The 18,963-nt window shown below is 40.5% G+C and carries 15 protein-coding genes, 1 tRNA gene and 1 pseudogene; 4 read left to right on the top strand and 13 right to left on the bottom strand.

Features of this window, described 5'->3' with window-relative positions; all coding sequences use genetic code 11:
- Nucleotides 1-188: 188 nt before the first annotated feature.
- The 4 genes from NRI_RS01830 to NRI_RS01815 all read right to left on the bottom strand — a co-directional run bounded on the left by NRI_RS01830 (nt 189) and on the right by NRI_RS01815 (nt 3,624).
- Nucleotides 189-1,358 (bottom strand): 1-deoxy-D-xylulose-5-phosphate reductoisomerase, encoded by a 1,170-nt coding sequence (locus tag NRI_RS01830; protein WP_015816294.1) that lies wholly within the window; start codon nt 1,356-1,358, stop codon nt 189-191.
- Nucleotides 1,355-2,527 carry an EAL domain-containing protein gene (locus tag NRI_RS01825; protein WP_015816293.1) on the bottom strand — a complete coding sequence of 391 codons (1,173 nt, stop codon included), beginning with the start codon at nt 2,525-2,527 and terminating at the stop codon, nt 1,355-1,357. Before NRI_RS01825 ends, NRI_RS01830 begins: the two co-directional genes overlap by 4 nt.
- Before the next feature lie 93 nt (nt 2,528-2,620).
- Complete coding sequence (locus NRI_RS01820; RefSeq protein ID WP_015816292.1) at nt 2,621-3,331, bottom strand: uroporphyrinogen-III synthase; 711 nt, start codon at nt 3,329-3,331, stop codon at nt 2,621-2,623.
- Nucleotides 3,328-3,624, bottom strand: a complete 297-nt coding sequence (locus tag NRI_RS01815) for a hypothetical protein (protein WP_015816278.1) — start codon at nt 3,622-3,624, stop codon at nt 3,328-3,330. Before NRI_RS01815 ends, NRI_RS01820 begins: the two co-directional genes overlap by 4 nt.
- A gap of 219 nt (nt 3,625-3,843) precedes the next feature.
- Here NRI_RS01815 and ispH point away from each other — a divergent pair, with 219 nt between their 5' ends.
- Nucleotides 3,844-4,755, top strand: coding sequence for a 4-hydroxy-3-methylbut-2-enyl diphosphate reductase (gene ispH / locus NRI_RS01810; protein ID WP_015816277.1), 912 nt, complete (start codon nt 3,844-3,846; stop codon nt 4,753-4,755).
- A 103-nt stretch (nt 4,756-4,858) separates the two neighbouring features.
- Here the strand turns inward: ispH and NRI_RS01805 are convergent, their stop codons facing one another.
- The 6 genes from NRI_RS01805 to NRI_RS01780 form a co-directional block, all read right to left on the bottom strand.
- Complete coding sequence (locus NRI_RS01805; RefSeq protein WP_015816290.1) at nt 4,859-5,995, bottom strand: phosphoglycerate kinase; 1,137 nt, start codon at nt 5,993-5,995, stop codon at nt 4,859-4,861.
- A 315-nt stretch (nt 5,996-6,310) separates the two neighbouring features.
- Nucleotides 6,311-7,315 carry a type I glyceraldehyde-3-phosphate dehydrogenase gene (gene gap / locus NRI_RS01800; RefSeq protein WP_041351605.1) on the bottom strand — a complete coding sequence of 335 codons (1,005 nt, stop codon included), beginning with the start codon at nt 7,313-7,315 and terminating at the stop codon, nt 6,311-6,313.
- 70 nt (nt 7,316-7,385) lie between these two features.
- Nucleotides 7,386-7,468 (bottom strand) — tRNA-Leu (locus tag NRI_RS01795).
- A 6-nt stretch (nt 7,469-7,474) separates the two neighbouring features.
- A complete protein-coding gene (locus NRI_RS01790) occupies nt 7,475-8,035 on the bottom strand; it encodes a complex I 30 kDa subunit family protein (protein WP_015816289.1) in 561 nt (186 codons plus the stop codon).
- Between the two features lie 15 nt (nt 8,036-8,050).
- A complete protein-coding gene (locus NRI_RS01785) occupies nt 8,051-8,554 on the bottom strand; it encodes a NuoB/complex I 20 kDa subunit family protein (protein ID WP_015816275.1) in 504 nt (167 codons plus the stop codon).
- Between the two features lie 180 nt (nt 8,555-8,734).
- Nucleotides 8,735-9,127 carry an NADH-quinone oxidoreductase subunit A gene (locus NRI_RS01780; protein WP_049751170.1) on the bottom strand — a complete coding sequence of 131 codons (393 nt, stop codon included), beginning with the start codon at nt 9,125-9,127 and terminating at the stop codon, nt 8,735-8,737.
- Nucleotides 9,128-9,333: 206 nt separating this feature from the next.
- On the opposite strand from NRI_RS01780, the gene NRI_RS01775 reads away from it, so the two are divergent.
- Nucleotides 9,334-9,747: a DoxX family membrane protein gene (locus NRI_RS01775; protein WP_274377736.1), complete on the top strand. Its 414-nt coding sequence runs from the start codon at nt 9,334-9,336 to the stop codon at nt 9,745-9,747.
- 320 nt (nt 9,748-10,067) lie between these two features.
- Here the strand turns inward: NRI_RS01775 and ftsA are convergent, their stop codons facing one another.
- Both ftsA and ytpR read right to left on the bottom strand, forming a co-directional pair.
- Nucleotides 10,068-11,273, bottom strand: coding sequence for a cell division protein FtsA (gene ftsA / locus NRI_RS01770; protein WP_015816287.1), 1,206 nt, complete (start codon nt 11,271-11,273; stop codon nt 10,068-10,070).
- Between the two features lie 74 nt (nt 11,274-11,347).
- Nucleotides 11,348-13,978, bottom strand: a complete 2,631-nt coding sequence (ytpR, locus tag NRI_RS01765) for a YtpR family tRNA-binding protein (protein ID WP_015816273.1) — start codon at nt 13,976-13,978, stop codon at nt 11,348-11,350.
- Between the two features lie 288 nt (nt 13,979-14,266).
- Between ytpR and ftsH the strand changes: the two genes are divergently transcribed.
- Nucleotides 14,267-16,177 carry an ATP-dependent zinc metalloprotease FtsH gene (gene ftsH, locus NRI_RS01760; protein WP_015816219.1) on the top strand — a complete coding sequence of 637 codons (1,911 nt, stop codon included), beginning with the start codon at nt 14,267-14,269 and terminating at the stop codon, nt 16,175-16,177.
- On the top strand, nt 16,174-16,554 hold the full coding sequence (locus tag NRI_RS01755) for a DUF2628 domain-containing protein (protein WP_015816272.1): 381 nt from the start codon (nt 16,174-16,176) through the stop codon (nt 16,552-16,554). Before ftsH ends, NRI_RS01755 begins: the two co-directional genes overlap by 4 nt.
- Nucleotides 16,555-16,704: 150 nt before the next feature.
- On the opposite strand, the pseudogene NRI_RS01750 reads toward NRI_RS01755, so the two are convergent.
- Nucleotides 16,705-18,961 (bottom strand): annotated as a pseudogene (locus tag NRI_RS01750) (NADP-dependent malic enzyme).
- Nucleotides 18,962-18,963 lie beyond the last annotated feature (2 nt).

Raw genomic sequence — 18,963 nt, 5'->3', positions numbered from 1 at the left:
ATTCTTTAGCATAAAAGGGAAAAACTTACTGTAGGTCTTACATGGACTGCTCCGATAAAAAGCGTAGCACTGCACAAACAAAAGTTAGTAGATCTTGCCCCCAGTAGCTCTTATGAGAGAGAGTCCGTTTTTGCTGTACGGAAAGGCACCTCAGAAAAGCAATAGGCACAAACATCTACAGCACAAGTTTACGCACCTGATACCAATGGGTGATACCTCTTCGTGAAAAATGATCGACTATTGCCACTCCTACATACACGCTGAGCTTTACCATAAATAGAAAAAACATCACCAATATTTTTTACATCAGCTTTATTGTATTGAAATCTATCCAACCCGGAAGAAATGAAGTCCGGTATGCTATGAAAATCCAGTTTCCCAGCAAGAAAATCCTCCACAGCAAGATCATTTACCGCACTCAGAACAATTTCTTGATCGGTTCCAAGAAATTTTAGCGCTCGAAATTCTTCCTCCTTTGCGGCATAGAATGTAAGTTTTCTCATCACTAAGGGAACCCTACCGTAGGCATAGGTGTTCTCATAACCACCATCAACCAATCCTGCAAGCGCGTTATTTATACCAATTCTCATATCTGGTAAGGATATAAAAGCATGCTGAGAACCGTCTAAAAAATCAACCATCCCGTGTATTAGAGCCTCTGGATGTATCAGAACAGAAATTTTCTCTTTAGGTATTCGAAAAAGGTAGTGCGCCTCTACGACTTCTAAAACTTTATTCATCATAGTGGCAGAATCCACTGAATTTTTCTTACCCATCTTCCAGATTGGATGAGCAAGAGCACAAGCAACCGTGACATTTCTCTTCTCTTTTCGAAAAAACGGTCCCCCACTGGCAGTCAAAGTAATCCCCGAAACAGACGTAGGCGTCTTGGAACGCAGCAACTTAGCTATAGCATGATGCTCGGAGTCCAAAGGAATGATCTTATCAACAAAAGGTAAGAGTAGACTACCTCCACACACAAGGCTTTCCTTATTGGAGGTCGCAACTTTAATCCCCCGACTTATAGCGCTATATATTGGGTTTAAAGCGGCAATTCCAGAAATGCTTACAATAAGCATATCGTTATCGCAGAGTGCAGTACCTATTTCGACCCCTCGATCAAGTATGACTTCTATATTTTGCGAACCTAATGCAGTTTTGACCTCCTTATAAGAAGACTCATCAGCAACAAAAACCTTTTGTGGAGACAATAAACGTGCCTGCTGTATTAACAATGCATGGTTACTGTTACAGCTCAGTGCGTCAACCTTAATTGTATCTCTATAGAAACGGGAAATTACATCAACAGACTGACAGCCAACCGAACCAGTCGAACCTAAAATAGAAATTTTTTTCATGCATTAACCGTGTCTTTCAACTCTGAACTGGCCTCTTGTAGGTAGTTACCCTGCATATATCTGATTCCCAATTCCTTGAATAAATCAAACACGCTTTTATCTTCGACAAATTCTGCAACTACCTTAATATTTAGATTGTTTGCAATCTCAAGAATATTCTTAATAAAAATAGAAGCATTCTTACTAGTTTTAATTTCCCCAGCAAATTCCCTATCAAGCTTCAAATAATCTATTGGCAACTTCTCAAGCTGCGAGAAAGGAAGATAGAAATTCTTTCCGAAATCATCTAAAGCTATAGCACATCCAAGAGATTTCAACTTAAAGATAAAGTCAAACATCCTATCTGTATCATGCAACAGTATCCCCTCTGTAATCTCCACGACAAGCCTCTTCGCAACGAATTGCAGTGTAGCAAAAGATTGTAAAAATCCCTCTGTCTGTAGTGCATCACTTGCACTTAACATAGAAAGGTTAAATGACAATCTTAGATCAGTATGACGCTCAAGAAGTTCGACAACGCGCTTGAAAACAAACTTATCCACCACAGAAATTAAATGTGTTTTTTCTGCCGCAACTATACAACTCCTAATGCTTTCTTCGCCTCTAACCCTCAGCAGGAATTCATGAAAAATTACACATGAGGTCTCTGTATCAACAATTGGCTGAAAGACATTCAATAACTCGTTGTTCTTTAGAGCGTTGTGTAACACTGTAGCTTTCGCAACTGCATTCGAGAATTCTTTTAATCTTGAAGCACAGCTCGCATAATTAACGATCCCACTACCTTCTTTTTCACCAAAAGACACAGCCGCAAAAGCCTTACTTATCACTTCATTTGGTGCCTCACATGAAAAAACATAGTAACCCACTGCAAAACTCACATACTCTTGAAATACGGAAGAAGCAACCTCTGTTATCTTTTCATATATGCTCCACACAGAGCTTCCACTACTCTCAAGAATCAGGATAACCGGTGGCTTGAACGCTATGACATTCAGGCCAGCTGCCAGCATTTGTTTTTCCAACTCAACTAAATACCACTCACATTTCCTTTGATCATAAGAAAAAACCTTATAAGCAAGAGGATTCGATATTTTTGCAACAAGAAAAACACCCGATTTAGACTGTAAGATCCTCTTTTTTACTAAGTAGCTACACTCCTCAAACATTGCAAAAGTCCTTCAAATACAACCCACCTGTACAGGAAGACGAGCGACCAAGTACCACCTAAAAAACCCACAGTAAAGTACAACTCTAGTGAGTTAAGCTCTCTGCCCAACATAGTAATGCCTTTCTATTACATCAACAAGGGCATCTAAAGTAGGCACACTAGACACATAAACTGTATCACAATCCAAAGTCGATGCTATTCTATGGCTCATAACAAAATAAGAGAAAAAATTCGGAGTTATGCCATGGTTAAGAAACAATGATTTGCACAAAACCGCTGCTTGCACTGAAAACAAGGTTACACCACTAATTCTCTTTCTCCTTAACGCAACATACACATTATTGGAAAACTCTTTCAGCGGGCACATCATATAACAGATTCGTCGCTCTACCCATCTAAAACCCTTTTCTGAACATCTGGAAACAATATCTCTAGTTATTTCCGCTCCAGAAAGATAAATAACCCTCTCATCTTTGCCAAAGTAAGAAAGCACATAAGCTTCTAATTCCTTAGCTGTACTACAACCGCACGAAAGAACATTAGAAAATCCACTAGAAATTGCAAACTTAGCAATATTGTCACTCATTGCGTACAATTGTAAATCTTTACTGGCCTTGGACCAAGTTAAGGCTCTAATGGCATTTTTACTACTGACAATCACCTTTGCAGCAACGAGTGTGGCAACATCAAAGCAAAGCGGTTGCAGTACAAAGAGTGGTTCCACAAGACTTTCTATTTTCAAACCTTGTAGCCGCTCCTGCAAATATATGGCATCCTCGACTGGCCTTGTTATCAAGATCATAGCGACAACACTACCTTGATCCCACATCCAATTCTAGCACACAATTTTATCCGTTCCTCCAATTCATCGATACAGTGGCGAAGCTTTACTGCATTTCCAGAATTTCTCGCACACACGTGAACTATAATATTTCCAGTACCGCTATACGAAACTCGCCTTACTGTTACACCATCGAATCTCTTATCTTCACCGATGATTTCACCCCAATGGTAATAGATAAGGAATCTAGCACCACCGTATTGCAGAATTAAATCTCGATCAAACTGACACAGCGCTGTCCCAAACTTTTTCATTTGACAGAAGAATTCTCAAAGACTCACCGCTACCAGCACTTACAAAGACCTCCAAGTCAAGGATATCTCTGTTTGGAAAATTCACAAAGCTAGTCAGAGAATTTCACTTGGACCATAATGATCCTAACACAAAAATGCGCAAAAACCCTATGAGAATTGACAAATTCCTTGCTGAGTGCTACCGGGTACACAGGCTATTGCTGTAAAGAAAAAATTAAGATGCAAATATTCGTTGCTTGCCCTAGGGGCTTCTGCGCAGGGGTGGAACGTGCAATAGAAACAGTGGAGATAGCAATAAGAAGATATCCAGAAAAAAAAATTTTTGTCTACCATGAGATAGTTCATAATTCCCGTGTCATTCAGGATTTCAAAGCGCAAGGCGTAGCCTTTATAGAAGACATCACTAAAGCAGAACCAAAGTCAGTACTGATTTTTAGCGCACACGGTGTTTCTGAAGAAATTGAAAAATACGCAAAGTCACTAGATTTGGTACTTGTAGACGCAACCTGTCCTCTGGTCTCAAAAATCCATCGTGAGGTTCAGAGATTTGAAAAAGAAGGTTTCATTATTCTAGTCATAGGAAATAGAAATCATGCTGAAATAATTGGAACGGTTGGAAGAACTAAAACACAAACCTACATCGTCCAAGAGCCTGAAGATATAGACAATCTCCCCTCAATAAACGGAAAGTTGGCATATGTCACACAGAGTACACTTGCGCTTGAGTACACATCAACAATGATAAACAAGATAAAAGAAAAGTTCCCAAATGTTGTCGGACAGTCTGATGTATGTTATGCGACTCAAAACAGACAAGAAGCTGTTAAAGCACTTGCCAAAGAAGTGGATCTAATGTTGATAGTTGGCTCTACCAACAGTTCCAATTCAAGGAACCTAATGCAGGTCTCATCAGAAATATGCCAAAAAGCATTTCTCATAGATAATTGCAAGGAGGTCGAACCCGACTGGTTTGAAGGAGTAGAAAGAGTAGGAATCAGTTCGGGTGCTTCTGCTCCGGAAATACTTGTACAAGATCTTGTGTCATTTTTGAAAAAAAGGTTTCCTTCTGCAGAAGTTTCGGACTTCGAATTTAAGAAAGAGAAAGTACAATTCAAGCTCCCGCTTATATAGAGAAGTAAGATGGAACCTCAATTCCTATGCGATTTATAGTGCTTCCACCTTCACTGTCGGATACAACTTTATACTTCTCTTATATACATTTGCTGCCCACAATTTATCGAGATTGTACCTCGCATTTTTTGATGGCTTCTATCCCGGGAAGTGTACCCTCCTCCTGAAATTTAAGAAAAGCACCACCAGATGTAGATATATAGGAAAAACATGGCTCCTGGACTGACTTAATTGCGGCTAAGGTATCGCCTCCTCCTATTATGCTCTTAATATTTGCATTCTTTGTTAGAAAAGAAACAAATCTAGCCAACTCATGTGTACCGGTACAAAACGGTTCAAATTCAAAGGCGCCAATTGGACCATTCCATAAAATCTTTTCTGCTTTTGAAAGAATGCCCTTCATTGCAATGAGTGATGCCGGCCCTATATCCAAAATCATTTCATCTTGAGGGATCATCCTGGCATCGGCAAAGTGGAAATTTTGATCATCAACCCCACGTGAGGTAACGAAATCAAACGGTATAAAAAGTTCAGGTAATGAAATATCACAGTGACAATCCTCACACATGGATCTGCCTATATTATACCCTCTAGAACGCAATATCACATTTACCAGAGCACCACCCAATATGACCATTTTTACTTTTTTTAGAAGACCTCGTATTAATGGAAGCTTCGTCGAAATTTTACTGCCACCGATTACTGCAACAGTACCCTTCGTAGCTGCACTATCTAGCTCTTGATATTCCCGTAAAAATGCCAAACCCATAGCAGATGGAAGAAATTGTGGTAGTCCTACTATGGAGGCATGCTCCCTGTGCGAAACAGAAAAAGCATCATTTACATACACGTCACCGTATCTTGCAATAAGCATTGCAAATTCAGAATCGTTCTCCACCTCACCAGCAAAGAATCTCACGTTTTCTAAAAGTACAATCTCCCCTTGTCCGAGCAGAAGTTCATCACTCAGATCTGATACAACCCTTATATCTAAGCCAGTGAACTGACAAATCTGCCTGATGATTCTTTCAAATGAGAATTTCTCCTTAATAGCAGCAGTTGGTTTACCAAAATGAGAGACCAATAATATGCTGCAACCATTTCTTAAAAGTAGATTTATGGTCGGCAAAACTATAGCAATCCTGGAAAAGTCAGTTATTAAACCCTCTTGGTTAACCGGAACATTAAAATCGACCCGAAGAACCACTCTGCATTCTTTTATATCTTCTATCTCAATCATTTACCGATAACTTTAGAACATTCATTACATCTTACGTAGACAGCCATGTCACTTCTGCAGCGCTAAATACAACTTAAATGTGCACTTTAAGAAGAAGCGCCCCATGCAACACAACGAAATTACACTAAAAATTATCCCATCAACATAACGAATTTTGACACTGTAATACAGTAAGCAATCTTCCCATCCAAACTGACTATATAAAAAATATGGACACTAAACTGCTTGAAAGCATCAAAAAGACCCTTTTGCTACATCAGCGTATAATAAAAACTACTCTATTTCGCAAACAGCTCAAATCAAGATGAGAGGACCTTATAATTTAGTGCTGATAAACCTAGCTACATCCAACATGCGTGCAGAAAAACCCCACTCGTTATCATACCAAGCACCCAAACGTAGCAACCTACCCCCAACAACATAAGTGCCAGTAAGATCAACTATTGCACTATGAGGATCTTTATTGAAATCCACTGAGACGAGTGGTTCAGCACAAGTCGAGAGAACGCCATTTAAATAGGAAGACTCTGCTTTGATAAATAAATTATTTACTTCATCAGTAGTAACCGATCTAGAAGTGGTAACTGTCAAATCCACCATTGAAACATTGGGAGTTGGGACCCTGACTGCAACACCATCAATTCTCCCATCTAAATCCGGGAATATTTTCCCCACAATCTTTGTCACCCCCGTTGTGGTCGGTATAATTGATGTCCCACAAGCCCTACCACGACGCAAATCTCTATGACTATTGTCAACAATATTTTGGTCATTCGTATACGAGTGTATGGTAGTCATGAAAGCGGCCTCAACACCGAAATTTTTATGCACTACTTCGATTAGCGGCGCGAGACAATTAGTGGTACACGAACCAACTGAAATTATTCTATCAGAAGGAGTTAAAGCATGGTGATTCACCCCATAAATTATTATAGAATCAGCATCCGAAACAGGTGCAGAAACTAAAACAGCTTTTGCACCAACTTTAATGTGACCTGACGCTTTGGCGTGAGAATTAAAAACCCCACTACATTCTAAAACGGTGTCAACACCTATAGCACGCCAATCAAGAAGCGATATATCCCTCTCGCTAGAAAATCGAACTGGTACACCATTTAGGATAGCCACATTGTCCTCAGCTAAAGACATCGAACAGTCGAATTTTCCGTGTACAGAATCATATCTCAAAAGATGCAGACAATTTTCAACTGTGCTAGGCGTGTTCACAGCCACTATTTCTAATTCGTCACGCGGAGAACCTATTAATATCCTCAGAAGCGCCCTACCTATACGACCAAAACCATTAATTGCTATTCTCATCTGTTCAATCAAAGAACCAGCGAAGAAATCATAAAACAAAAAACTTAGAGGAACATAAAAAAACTCTAAATACCCTTGACTGGATTTGAACCAGCACATCCGTGAGGATAGCAGATTTTGAGTCTGCCGCGTCTACCGTTCCGCCACAAGGGCACATAACTATTCCTTCTTTCCATCGAAGGCACCACTTGGGTGACCTATTCCTTTCCACGGAGTGAGAGAATCAAAGGACCTATAATCCTGAGAAAGATCAACTTTCTCATAAACAACCTCTTTCGACTCAAGATCGTACCTCACCTCCTTATAACCAGTAAGAGGAAAGTCCTTTAACATCGGAAAACCTTCAAAACCGTAATCGGTAAGTATCCTACGAAGGTCAGGATGGCCTTCAAAAACCACACCATACATGTCATACACCTCCCTTTCGAACCAATTCGCAACCGAAAAAACACCACAACACGTAGGCACTTTCTCAGAGGCCGGATCTACAGACACCTTCACGCAACATCTTCTGTTACGTTTTAAATTGAGCAAAAGGTACACAACTTCAATTCTTTTCTCTCGCTCTAGATAGTCTATCCCAAAAATATCAATCAGCTGCTCAAAGCCACAGGAAGACAGATAAGAAATAAGCTCAACTAAGGACTCCAGCGAAGAATTAACAGTACATTTCTCAGGTGCATTAATTAGAGCATCAACTTTACTTGTGTCAATAGTCATATTCGGTAAATCGGTTTATCTCCTGATAAAGTTCCTCTGACGGTTTATCTTTTTCTGAAGGCATAAAACACCGTACAAAAGCGCTTCTGCAGTAGGCGGACAACCAGGAACATATACATCTACGGGCACAATCCTATCGCAACCTCTTACGACAGAATAGGAATAATGATAGTATCCCCCGCCATTAGCACAACTTCCCATTGAGATTACATACTTGGGCTCGGCCATTTGATCGTACACCCTACGGAGGGCTGGTGCCATTTTGTTGGTCAGGGTACCAGCAACGATCATAACATCAGACTGCCTTGGACTCGGCCTGAAAATCATTCCAAATCTATCCATATCATATCGGCTAGCAGTAAAATGCATCATCTCAACCGCACAACACGCCAAACCAAAAGTCATCGGCCATAAAGAACCCGCCCTAGCCCAATTTATAAGGTCGTCAAGTTTAGCAACAAGATAACCATCACTGCCAACGTTAGAAAGTGCATTTATATCACTGAAACCATTTCCCATAAAGCATCAAGTAATTGAACAAAAATAGTCTAGATCACTCCTACAACCTACCGAAACTGACACAACCCAACGCAAGAAGATAAAACAATCACTGATAGCGGGTTGTCGCATGAGACAAACCAACACATCTTTGTGCCTAAAAAAGATTCTACCGATACAACCAATTTTCAACCAGAGCATCTACCTCCAATCTAGTGCACCAGAAACAAATTCATACACAAATCCGACAGTCAAAATAACGAGAAAGATTAATACCGAAACAAAAGCTGCAGGACCAAGCTCTCTAGCACTTACGGCCCATGGGAAAAGAAAAATTATCTCCAGATCAAAGACAATAAACAGTATTCCCACCAAATAAAATCGAACATTAAATCTTTCACCAGTAGAGCTTAATTTGTCAAAGCCGCACTCGTAGCTATCACCCTTATGCCTCTCATGTGAAGAAGGCGCAATAAAAACCGGCAAGATAAGCATCACGCAGCTAATGAAGCACGCTACAACAAAAAAGAGGCCGATGAAGATATAGCCTTCCATTACCCACTTTCCTATTTCAACAATCGGGGATTCTAACATCTTTGTGAGCACATAAATAGAGCTAGATAACGACTTTACAGTGTGGCCGTGGTGAGTGTACATTCGCTCTACGCTCGCTGTAGCTAAGATTTAGCCCTCTTGCTTTAATGGAGGAATAGGTATACGATCAATATCATCTGTTTTATGCTTCTCGCTTCTTAAGGTTGGACTCCAAAACGCGGTTTTTCTTTAGTGTCCTCAGATGCGTGCCAGTAGTTCTCGAGGAATATTTTGTCCCACTGCTGGTTTTGACTGTAAGACTCTGGATGGTGGGGGTTTTTCTCTATTGCGGTCTCTCTAGATTGTCGACCTTGTTGTCTTGCTCTCTGCTTTCTTTGTGTGAATATAAATTTTCGTTATTGGGAAGTGTTTTATTGGCGGTTTTATGCACAGCAAGCGACGTTGTGTCCGCGCTTTTAGTTAGCCTTGGGCTCCTCAGCAGAGTGGCATCTTTTCAAATGCTTGTTGCAACTACTATTGTTTATCTATCTCATAGCTGTCTTTCGGGGTATTTTCATTGGTTGGTAGCCGGGAGTGTTCTTGCTCTTTTTGGATTTAGCTTTTCCCAGTCGACTCTTTCGAACGCAGAAAAAATGGAACACAACTATTTGTCGGCGTAGATCTTTTTTATTTTCTGTGCAATTAGGTAATACAAGTTTCGCTCATTAATCTGCCCCAAGGTGGGTGTTATTAAGTGAAGTATGCAAAGTGATTTAAACCCCTAAACTATCTAAACACCTCCTGAAACAAACGTGCATAGGAAAAATTCTCGCCAGCAGCATATCATGACACCATATGCCGTCCATAATTAAATTTGCAATGCTCAATTACTCGATGAATCTCCCAAAAGGACGTATCACACAGAATCACAGCATCTAAAAAAATACTAAGCGCAATCGAGATATGTAAATTCCCTATAGTGAAAATTCAATGCCCATTACTATTCACCCCTCATGGAAACAGCGTTCAGAATCTTCCTTATGTAACCTACCGACTTCTTCTCCAATGCTTCCTTGCGCAAATCAAGAATCATTGTTGCAAGACCAAAAATTGCACTGTATTCAGGTCCATAATGGGTATTGCGCGCTTTTGTATTCCCATGAGTACGCACCTTTTTTGAGAAAACTTTTTCTGCTATATACTTGATATTCCCTATCCTACTACCGCCTCCAGTAAGCACAACCGTAGAAAAATTAACATCCTTAAGCTTCTCGTTGAGCAACTCGAAAGTCTCTTCCAAACGGGGAATAACCATATCTGCAATTTCACGTATGCTAATTTCTTTAAGATGTGAAACATCAGAAAAAAGAGAAAGATCCACGCGATTGCTCTCATTATTTTTATCCAAGAAAAGAGCTGCTCTGTCTTTTTTTAGCAGGTCCGCACTTGAAACACCAATATTCAGTCCAAAAGCTATGTCCTTACTAACGTTTGATCCACCAATAGGAACACCAGCAACATGACACACACGACCATCTTTGAAGACAGCACCAGTTGTTGAAACCGCACCCATATCGACGACAAGGGCACCAACCTCCTTTTCATCATTGGATAATACGGAATAACCCCCTGAATATGGAGCGAATGAACATCCTAAAAATCTCAAGCTGCACTGAGATATAAGATTCTCTAAGTTAAGCATCATAGTCTTAACGCCACTCACGACATAAAACGACGCACTTAAGCACCTACCATACATTCCAATCGGATTAGAGACGCTTTGCACCCCATCTATAAAACACTCTTGTTGAGACATGTGTATTATTGGAGTACTCGCCCTATCAGCGATTTTTTTCCTAATAAGCTCTACATCTGCAGCAGAAATCTTCTTATCCTTGACTTCGATTTTTTCTCCGTAATGCCTCCCCGTAATACTAGTATCAGAAGTAATAACATACACATCATCTATTGCTTCATCTGAAACTCTCTCAGCTGCCTCCAAAACGTCCATTATGGAGCGCTTCGCCTTTTCTATGTTGACTACGGCACCTCCCCTTATACCAACCGTAGGTACCTCAGCAGCACCAATCAGATCGAGCTCCCCAGCATTTGTGAACTTAAAAGTTGCACATTTGAGTCTATCACTACCTAAATCAAGAATGGTAAAACGCGCTCCGTCGTGCAATGACTGCAATCTTATTTCCATATTCTAGTAAAATTTACCTCAGAATCCCCGTTATCATATTCGGATTAACTTTACACTTAGGCTATTTGAGATACTCAACAACTCAAACGCAAGGTTCCCGAAAACTTTTCCTCTATAAAACATATAATTTGATCACTGAGACTTTTTATCTCTTCCTGCGACAAACCCTGTATTTGGTTTTCCATACTCACGAGAAAGGCTAATGACAGCATTCGTTTTCCCTTAAAATCACCTTCATACTTATCAAAGAGAGTCACATTTTTGATGAAATCACTGATCAAGTACAAACCCCTCTCAATATCACCCCAAAGTGGCACTTTGTCCAGATCAAATACGAAGGAAAAATCCCTTTCGACAATAGGAAATTTGCCAAAAGTGTTTTCCTTCAATTTAAGGCTGCAGGCAAGTTTGGCTAGAAATAACTCAAATACGATAATTTGCCTATTTGAGGCAATCCTTGGATGCAATTCCCCTATGAAACCAACTTCCCTACCTTCAACTTTTACATTGGCCACTTTCCCAGGGTGATATATGGACGGCCCATCGCATTTTTCGAAAGAGTATCTCCCCCCTAAATCTAAAGAGGTTAGAAGTGCTTCTACATCAGCTTTTGCGTCAAAAAAATCCATCTTATGAGCTTTTTCATGCATATTTCTAGGAAATGAGTCACCACACATTAGCCCTGCAAGCATCTTTTCCTCACAAATAGTTGAATAAATTTTACCTATTTCAAAAATCTTGATGATGTGAAGCCCGTTTTTGATATTCCTTTGCGCAACTTCAAGCAAATTAGGAACGATACTAGGTCGCATAACATTAAACTCAGCACCTAATGGATTTTTTATATGCAAGACATTTCGATTAGCAGAACACTTCTTCTCTGACATGAAGGGCCATGTTACTACCTCAGAAAAACCCCTATTCAGTAATAATTCTCTGATCCTGTCTTCCTTGGAAGTCTCGAAAATTACTGGTATCTTACTTTTCAGAGGAGTACTACGAAGTTGAGCATAACCATATACTCTAAGAAGCTCTTCAACTATACATGCCTGAGTCGTAACATCATTGCGCCAACTAGGAGGAACAACTCTGAAAATCTGTAAATCCTTTTTTGAACCAACCCCAAACTCAGCAGTTGAAACATGAGTATCACCTATGGAATCTTCGGTAGCTAAATTTTTTCTATTCCCGATATTAGTGTTATCAGAATATGACCCGCTATACGTACAGTCATGAGGCGTACGTATCTCATGGACTTCAAATCCCAGTCCTTTAAGAATCTGAATTGCCCTACCCGAATCGATCTCTATACCGGTGAGTTCGGTAAAAAACGATAAAGAAAAATCTATGAATTTTCTCTCATTTTTAGTGAAAAAGCTTTCTATTTTCTCTTTTTTCCCAGCACAAACATCAGATATCAGCTGAGCGGCAAGCCCTAGTGCTTTCTCTGTAAAATCTGGATCCACGCCACGTTCAAACCGATAAGCAGATTCTGTATTAATTTTCATAGCCCTTTTTGTAGAAGCTACCATCACTGGATCAAACACAGCTGCTTCGACAAAAATATTTCGTGTCGACAATGTACAAGCGCTTAATTTACTTCCTATGATTCCAGCAACTGCCTGCAATTGCATATCTCGGTCCCTAATTATTATGGACCCAGGTGGGACTCGATATTCCTTATCATTCAAGGCAGCCAAGTAGGATTCCTCATTTGATACGGATACTTGTAGAGTCTCACCAGCAATTTTATCTAGGTCATAAATGTGCAATGGTGACCCATACGAGAACATCACATAATTTGCTATATCCACGAGAGCAGAAATTGATTTTACACCTACTCTTTCCAACTTACTCCTAAGCCAGTCTGGAGAGATGCAATTTTTCACGTTTCTGATCACTAATCCAGAAAATTTTCGGCAAGCAGTGGTGTCACAAATATTGAATAGAATATTGGCATCACCTTCTACACTCGTATCCTTCTTAAGGAGATTACCAGCTAATTCATCAATCACTGCACTGCCTTGAGAACCAGTAATATGAGAATGAAAAACATTACCATCATGATTGGCTGTAATGTTGATTGCTTCACCAGAATCACGACACCTGTTTTTATAGTTACACTCTGCGTACAAACCATCAAAGGATGCTTTACATGTGTCAATGAGAACACCGTATCCTCCTGCAGCTAATTCCCTTGCTACGCCATGCACACTTAACACATCGCCCCTGTTAGGTGTAACAGCAATTTCAATAAGTGGGTCAACTGTGAAAGTATCCCCAACTCTATAATCATCAGAGAGCTCAATAATACCTCCATTATCCCCTCCAGGAAGTCCTAACTCCTCTATAGAGCAGAGCATTCCTAGACTCTCGCATCCTCTGATTTTACTCTTCTTAATTTTCATCATATTGGACGGTAGAACCGCACCGACCTGCGCAAGTACAACTTTCAGACCACCCCTCACATTTGGTGCACCGCAGACAATCTGTAGTTCTTGCGTACCATCAAAAACCTTGCAGAGAGTCAATCTATCTGCTCCTGGATGCTTACGACACTCAGTAACCTGTGCTACGACAAAACCTCTCCCTATCGAATGACAATTTTCCACCTCAAAACCCAAAGATATCAGTGCTTCCACAATTTGCTCTAAAGAAAGCGTCGTATCTAGATGTTCTAATAACCACCCAAAAGTGAATTTCATACAAAGGAAAAGACTATAGAGCTATTAAAGATAGCATGATATTGCCTCATTTATGAAAGCTCTTTTATGTCAAATATCACTGCATTAGGTACGCTGATCTTAAAAGCGTCCTTCCTTGCATGGAAAAATTGCCATAACACCAAAATCCACTCCTAGACAAATTAATAAAGTTATTTTGTGTGCACAACTGCAGAGATTGCAAGGAAAAGTCAGACGTCGCCACAATTGATAAATAAAAGAAAAATTTTATAATCAGGGTTACATCTTCCTTTTTAAGCCGAAAGCTCAATGAAGAAACTTTTAGAAAACCTTTCTCTCTGGATGGGGATAATAATCCTTGTAACTCTTCTGTTTGGACAGGTTGCATTGAACTTTGGTTTTGGAATCAGAAACGAGAAAATTCAGTTTTCAGAATTTTTGGACCTCGTAGAGAAGGGGGAAGTCCAGAAAATAGTCATAGAAGGATATGACATATCGGGCGTATTAAAAAGCGGAACGCGTTTTTACACGAAAGCTACTCAGTACACGGAACTGATTCCCCTCCTAAGAAAAAATAATGTTGACTTTCAGGTAGCTTCTGGAGACAGCTTCCTGGGTTTACTCTTCAACATTCTTATATCTTGGTTTCCAATGCTCCTTTTAATCGGTGTGTGGATCTTTTTTATGAAGCAGATGCAAGCCGGGGGCAACAAGACCATGACCTTTGGAAAATCAAAGGCAAGACTTCTGAGTGACAGAAGCAATAAAGTAACTTTCCATGATGTTGCAGGGATAGACGAAGCAAAAGAAGAACTCGCCGAGATTGTTGAGTTTTTAAGGGAACCAAAGAAGTTTCAAAAATTAGGCGGAAAAATCCCTAAGGGATGTTTACTGATAGGGCCGCCAGGTACCGGCAAAACATTGCTGGCTAAGGCAATTGCTGGAGAAGCAAAGGTTCCATTCTTCAGCATCTCTGGTTCAGATTTCGTTGAGATGTTTGTCGGTGTTGGCGCAAGTAGGGTCAGAGATATGTTTGAACAGGGCAAAAAGAATGCCCCATGCTTAATATTCATAGACGAGATTGATGCAGTTGGACGCCACCGTGGAGTTGGGTTCGGTGGCGGTAATGATGAACGTGAGCAAACCCTGAATCAACTCTTAGTCGAGATGGATGGTTTTGAAGCAAATGAGGGTGTCATCATTATCGCTGCTACAAACAGACCAGATGTGCTTGACCCTGCTCTATTGCGCCCAGGTAGATTCGATAGACAAATAACAATCTCTATTCCTGATATAGCAGGAAGACAAAAAATATTAGAAGTTCACTTAAAAAAGATTCCTACTGCACCAAACGTAGAGGTTTCAATTATAGCGCGAGGTACACCTGGCTTCTCTGGCGCAGATCTTGCAAACCTAGTCAATGAATCAGCGCTTATCGCGGCTCGCAGGAACAAGAAAGTAGTAACTAATGAGGATTTTGAATACGCAAGAGATAAAATACTCATGGGAATGGAAAGAAAATCTCTTGTCATGAGAGAAGAAGAAAAGTTACTGACTGCATATCACGAAGCAGGACATGCTGTTACTAGCTTAAAACTTGAAGCATCTGATCCAATACATAAAGCAACTATTATCCCACGTGGACGAGCTCTGGGACTCGTGATGCGACTTCCCGAACATGACCGTGTTTCCTTCACCAGAGCGAAGATGCACGCCGATTTAATTGTTGCAATGGGTGGAAGAGCTGCCGAACAGGTAATTTTTGGAGATGATAAAACCACCAGTGGTGCTGCCTCAGATATCAAACAAGCAACTCATCTCGCAAGATCAATGGTTACAAAGTGGGGAATGAGTGAAAAAGTCGGTCCACTCCTTTACGGTGAACAAAATGATCCAAATAACCATATCCTTTCAATTGAGATGTCTAATCTCATTGATAGTGAGGTGAAGCAACTTATTACGGATGCCCTTAAAGAAGCCACTAAAATCCTCAATGAGAATATAGAATCACTCCATCGGATAGCAAAGGCATTGCTTGAGTATGAGACCCTTACAGGACAGGAATTGTCTGATCTACTTGAAGGGAAGCCATTCCTCAAAAAGACTGCTGATGATAAAAAGGTTGTTTCTAAATCTTCATTAGATGTTGAGGATGATACAGTAGACAAGGAAACATTGGAAAAATTGGAATCCGATCTTGATACTGGAGACAAGGAATGAAGGCATTTTACGTTTACCATAACATAGATTCCGAAGGCTTACTTCATGAAAAGGTAAGGTTTGTTTGCCTGAGCTCATCGTTTTCGTTTTGGGCATTTTTCTTCTCACATCTTTGGCTTGCTTTTCATGGGATGTGGCGTTTCCTAATAATCTTTGTGTTACTCCAGGTATTGGTGTACAAGATTTCAATAGTACTTGCGCCAGCAGCATCTTCTGTTCTGTCAGGAATTCCCTCTTTCTTTTTAGGGGCTTTTGCTCACCAAATCAGGGAGAAGCATCTAATAAGAAGTGGCTATAGATTGTATGCAATACTCATGGCAGAGAACATGACAGCAGCTCAGTTAAGGCTTTTCAGAGAAGTGGGACACTTTATCTAGATGAGTATTATCCAAAGAAGGACGCAGATAAGAATTGTGTTGCGAAGAGTGAGATCGAATTCATGGCAGAAAAAGCCTGAAAAATAACAAAAAGCGATGAGGACGTAACACACGAAGTCAGTCCATATAAGCCCGCGAATGAAAATTGACTTATAGAGAGCCTGTCTTTGCAGCAATTAGAGCAAGATTTAGGATATCCGTAGCACCGTACGACGGCCGCACTATCTGCACGGATCTCTTTAATCCAAACAACAGAGGTCCAATAACAGTTGTTCCCATAACCTCACTGGAGAACTTACGCACTGCATCGACAATTTCTACGTTTTGAATAATAAGCACATTCGCACGATCCGTAAGCCTAGAAAAAGGATAAAGCCTTTTAGATTTTTCGTTTAAAGCAATATCAAGATCCATCTCGCCCTCGTATTCAAACGAAACACCAAAATCATCTAATATCTCAATTGCTTCACGTGCCATCAGTGCACTAGGACTATTTACACTCCCAAAATTCGAATTTGCTATCACAGCAACTCTTGGAACGCATCCCATACTTTTGACTACTTCAGCAGCTTTTATTGCTACTTCAGCAATATCGCCTGCATCTAGCGTATCGTTAATGCCAGTATTGCAAATAAAAAAAAGTGCCTGTATCAGCAACAATAATCGACATTTCAAAAACAACACCTGCAGTACCGACGATTGGCACAATACTCTTAAGACGATCCTCTGCGTTACTCCATGTTAGGCCAGTGATCACCGCATCTCCATCGTTCAGTGCAAGCATGCAAGCTGCAAACACGTCATTATTCGTTTCAACATCCCTGACACATCTTTCATAAGGAAATCCTTTTCTTTTCAAGGTACCGTACATGTACTCTATGTACTCGCCACTTCTCTGTGAAACAGCCGTATTTGTTACTTCAAAACCTTCACGATTACGAAGATTCATTTCATCCATTTTTGCCTCTATAACACTGTTTCTCCCAACAAGAATGGGAGTACCGTACCCCATGTCACGCCACTGAAGCGCAGCTCGAATACTCTTAAGCTCCTCACCTTCTGCAAAAATGATGCGTTTCCCATTATCCCTGAGCACACTGCTCACCATCCCGAATAGGGTCGTTGAACCCGAAGCCAACCGTCTGACTAAATCATCCTTGTACGCATCAAAATCATAAATTGGCTTCTTTGCAACACCTGTCTCAACTGCTGCACGCGCAACTGCTGGAGCGATTTCGGCAATAAGACGCTTGTCAAAAGGCTTTGGGAGTATATACTCCTTACTATATTGCATATGAGAATCCCCATAGGCATCCATTACTTCCATCGAGATTGGCTTTTTTGCTATTGCAGCAATTGCATGCACAGCAGCAAGCTTCATTTCACTATTGAATTTACTCGCACCAACATCAAGTGCTCCCCTAAACAGGTATGGAAAGCACATAACGTTATTAATTTGATTATCATAATCCGATCTGCCAGTTGCTATTATTGCATCCGGACGTGCCTTCTTTGCTAACTCTGGCTTTATCTCAGGATCCGGATTAGCCAAAGCAAAAATTATCGGATCCTTATTCATTCCAGTTAACCACTCCGGCTTTAGGACGTCTGCAGCAGATAAACCAATGAAGACATCAGCGCCGACCAGTGCCTCCTCAAGCGTGTTTGCACTTACATCAACGGCATAAAGAGCTTTTCGGTCACCGTCATGAAAATCTCTATCTTTTTTAATAACACCACTTTGATCACAGACCACTATATCACTGATTCCGATCTCCTTCATTAACTCGATGCATGCTATGCCTGCTGCACCACAACCGTTCACGATTACCTTAAGTTCCTCTACCTCTCTCTTAGTAACGTCAGCAGCATTTATAAGACCCGCACATACGATAATTGCGGTGCCGTGCTGATCATCGTGAAAGACTGGAATATCCAGCATTGCTGCTAGACGTTCCTCTATTTCAAAACACTCTGGTGACTTAATATCTTCAAGATTGATACCACCAAAAGTAGAAGCTATGTTCTTCACTGTGAGGATAAATTCCTCTATACTCTGAGTGTCGACCTCAATGTCAATTGAGTCTATATCAGCAAACTTTTTGAATAGCACAGCCTTTCCTTCCATCACAGGTTTAGAAGCCATTGCTCCAAGGTTTCCTAAACCGAGAACAGCAGTCCCATTTGAAATAACTGCAACTAAATTACCCTTAGAGGTATACTTATATGCATCTAGAGGGTTTTTCTTTATCTCCAAACATGGATGTGCTACACCAGGCGAGTAGGCAAGTGATAAATCTTCCTGCGTAAGAAGAGGCTTTGTGGCATGAACCCCCAATTTACCAGGTCTACCCTTAGAGTGATACCGCAACGCTTGTATACCAAGATCGTCCCTTTCCTCTTCCATAA

Source organism: Neorickettsia risticii str. Illinois (assembly GCF_000022525.1).
GTDB classification, from domain to species: Bacteria; Pseudomonadota; Alphaproteobacteria; order Rickettsiales; family Anaplasmataceae; genus Neorickettsia; species Neorickettsia risticii.
The sequence above is the reverse complement of the archived record's forward strand: the minus strand, read 5'-3'. Positions and strand labels throughout refer to the sequence as shown.

Coding starts and splice junctions, on each gene's coding strand:
- NRI_RS01830 (WP_015816294.1), bottom strand. CDS start 1,358: ATGAAAAAAATTTCTATTTTAGGTTCGACTGGTTCGGTTGGCTGTCAG.
- NRI_RS01825 (WP_015816293.1), bottom strand. CDS start 2,527: ATGTTTGAGGAGTGTAGCTACTTAGTAAAAAAGAGGATCTTACAGTCT.
- NRI_RS01820 (WP_015816292.1), bottom strand. CDS start 3,331: ATGATCTTGATAACAAGGCCAGTCGAGGATGCCATATATTTGCAGGAG.
- NRI_RS01815 (WP_015816278.1), bottom strand. CDS start 3,624: ATGAAAAAGTTTGGGACAGCGCTGTGTCAGTTTGATCGAGATTTAATT.
- ispH (WP_015816277.1), top strand. CDS start 3,844: ATGCAAATATTCGTTGCTTGCCCTAGGGGCTTCTGCGCAGGGGTGGAA.
- NRI_RS01805 (WP_015816290.1), bottom strand. CDS start 5,995: ATGATTGAGATAGAAGATATAAAAGAATGCAGAGTGGTTCTTCGGGTC.
- gap (WP_041351605.1), bottom strand. CDS start 7,315: ATGAGAATAGCAATTAATGGTTTTGGTCGTATAGGTAGGGCGCTTCTG.
- NRI_RS01790 (WP_015816289.1), bottom strand. CDS start 8,035: ATGACTATTGACACAAGTAAAGTTGATGCTCTAATTAATGCACCTGAG.
- NRI_RS01785 (WP_015816275.1), bottom strand. CDS start 8,554: ATGGGAAATGGTTTCAGTGATATAAATGCACTTTCTAACGTTGGCAGT.
- NRI_RS01780 (WP_049751170.1), bottom strand. CDS start 9,127: ATGTTAGAATCCCCGATTGTTGAAATAGGAAAGTGGGTAATGGAAGGC.
- ftsA (WP_015816287.1), bottom strand. CDS start 11,273: ATGGAAATAAGATTGCAGTCATTGCACGACGGAGCGCGTTTTACCATT.
- ytpR (WP_015816273.1), bottom strand. CDS start 13,978: ATGAAATTCACTTTTGGGTGGTTATTAGAACATCTAGATACGACGCTT.
- ftsH (WP_015816219.1), top strand. CDS start 14,267: ATGAAGAAACTTTTAGAAAACCTTTCTCTCTGGATGGGGATAATAATC.
- NRI_RS01755 (WP_015816272.1), top strand. CDS start 16,174: ATGAAGGCATTTTACGTTTACCATAACATAGATTCCGAAGGCTTACTT.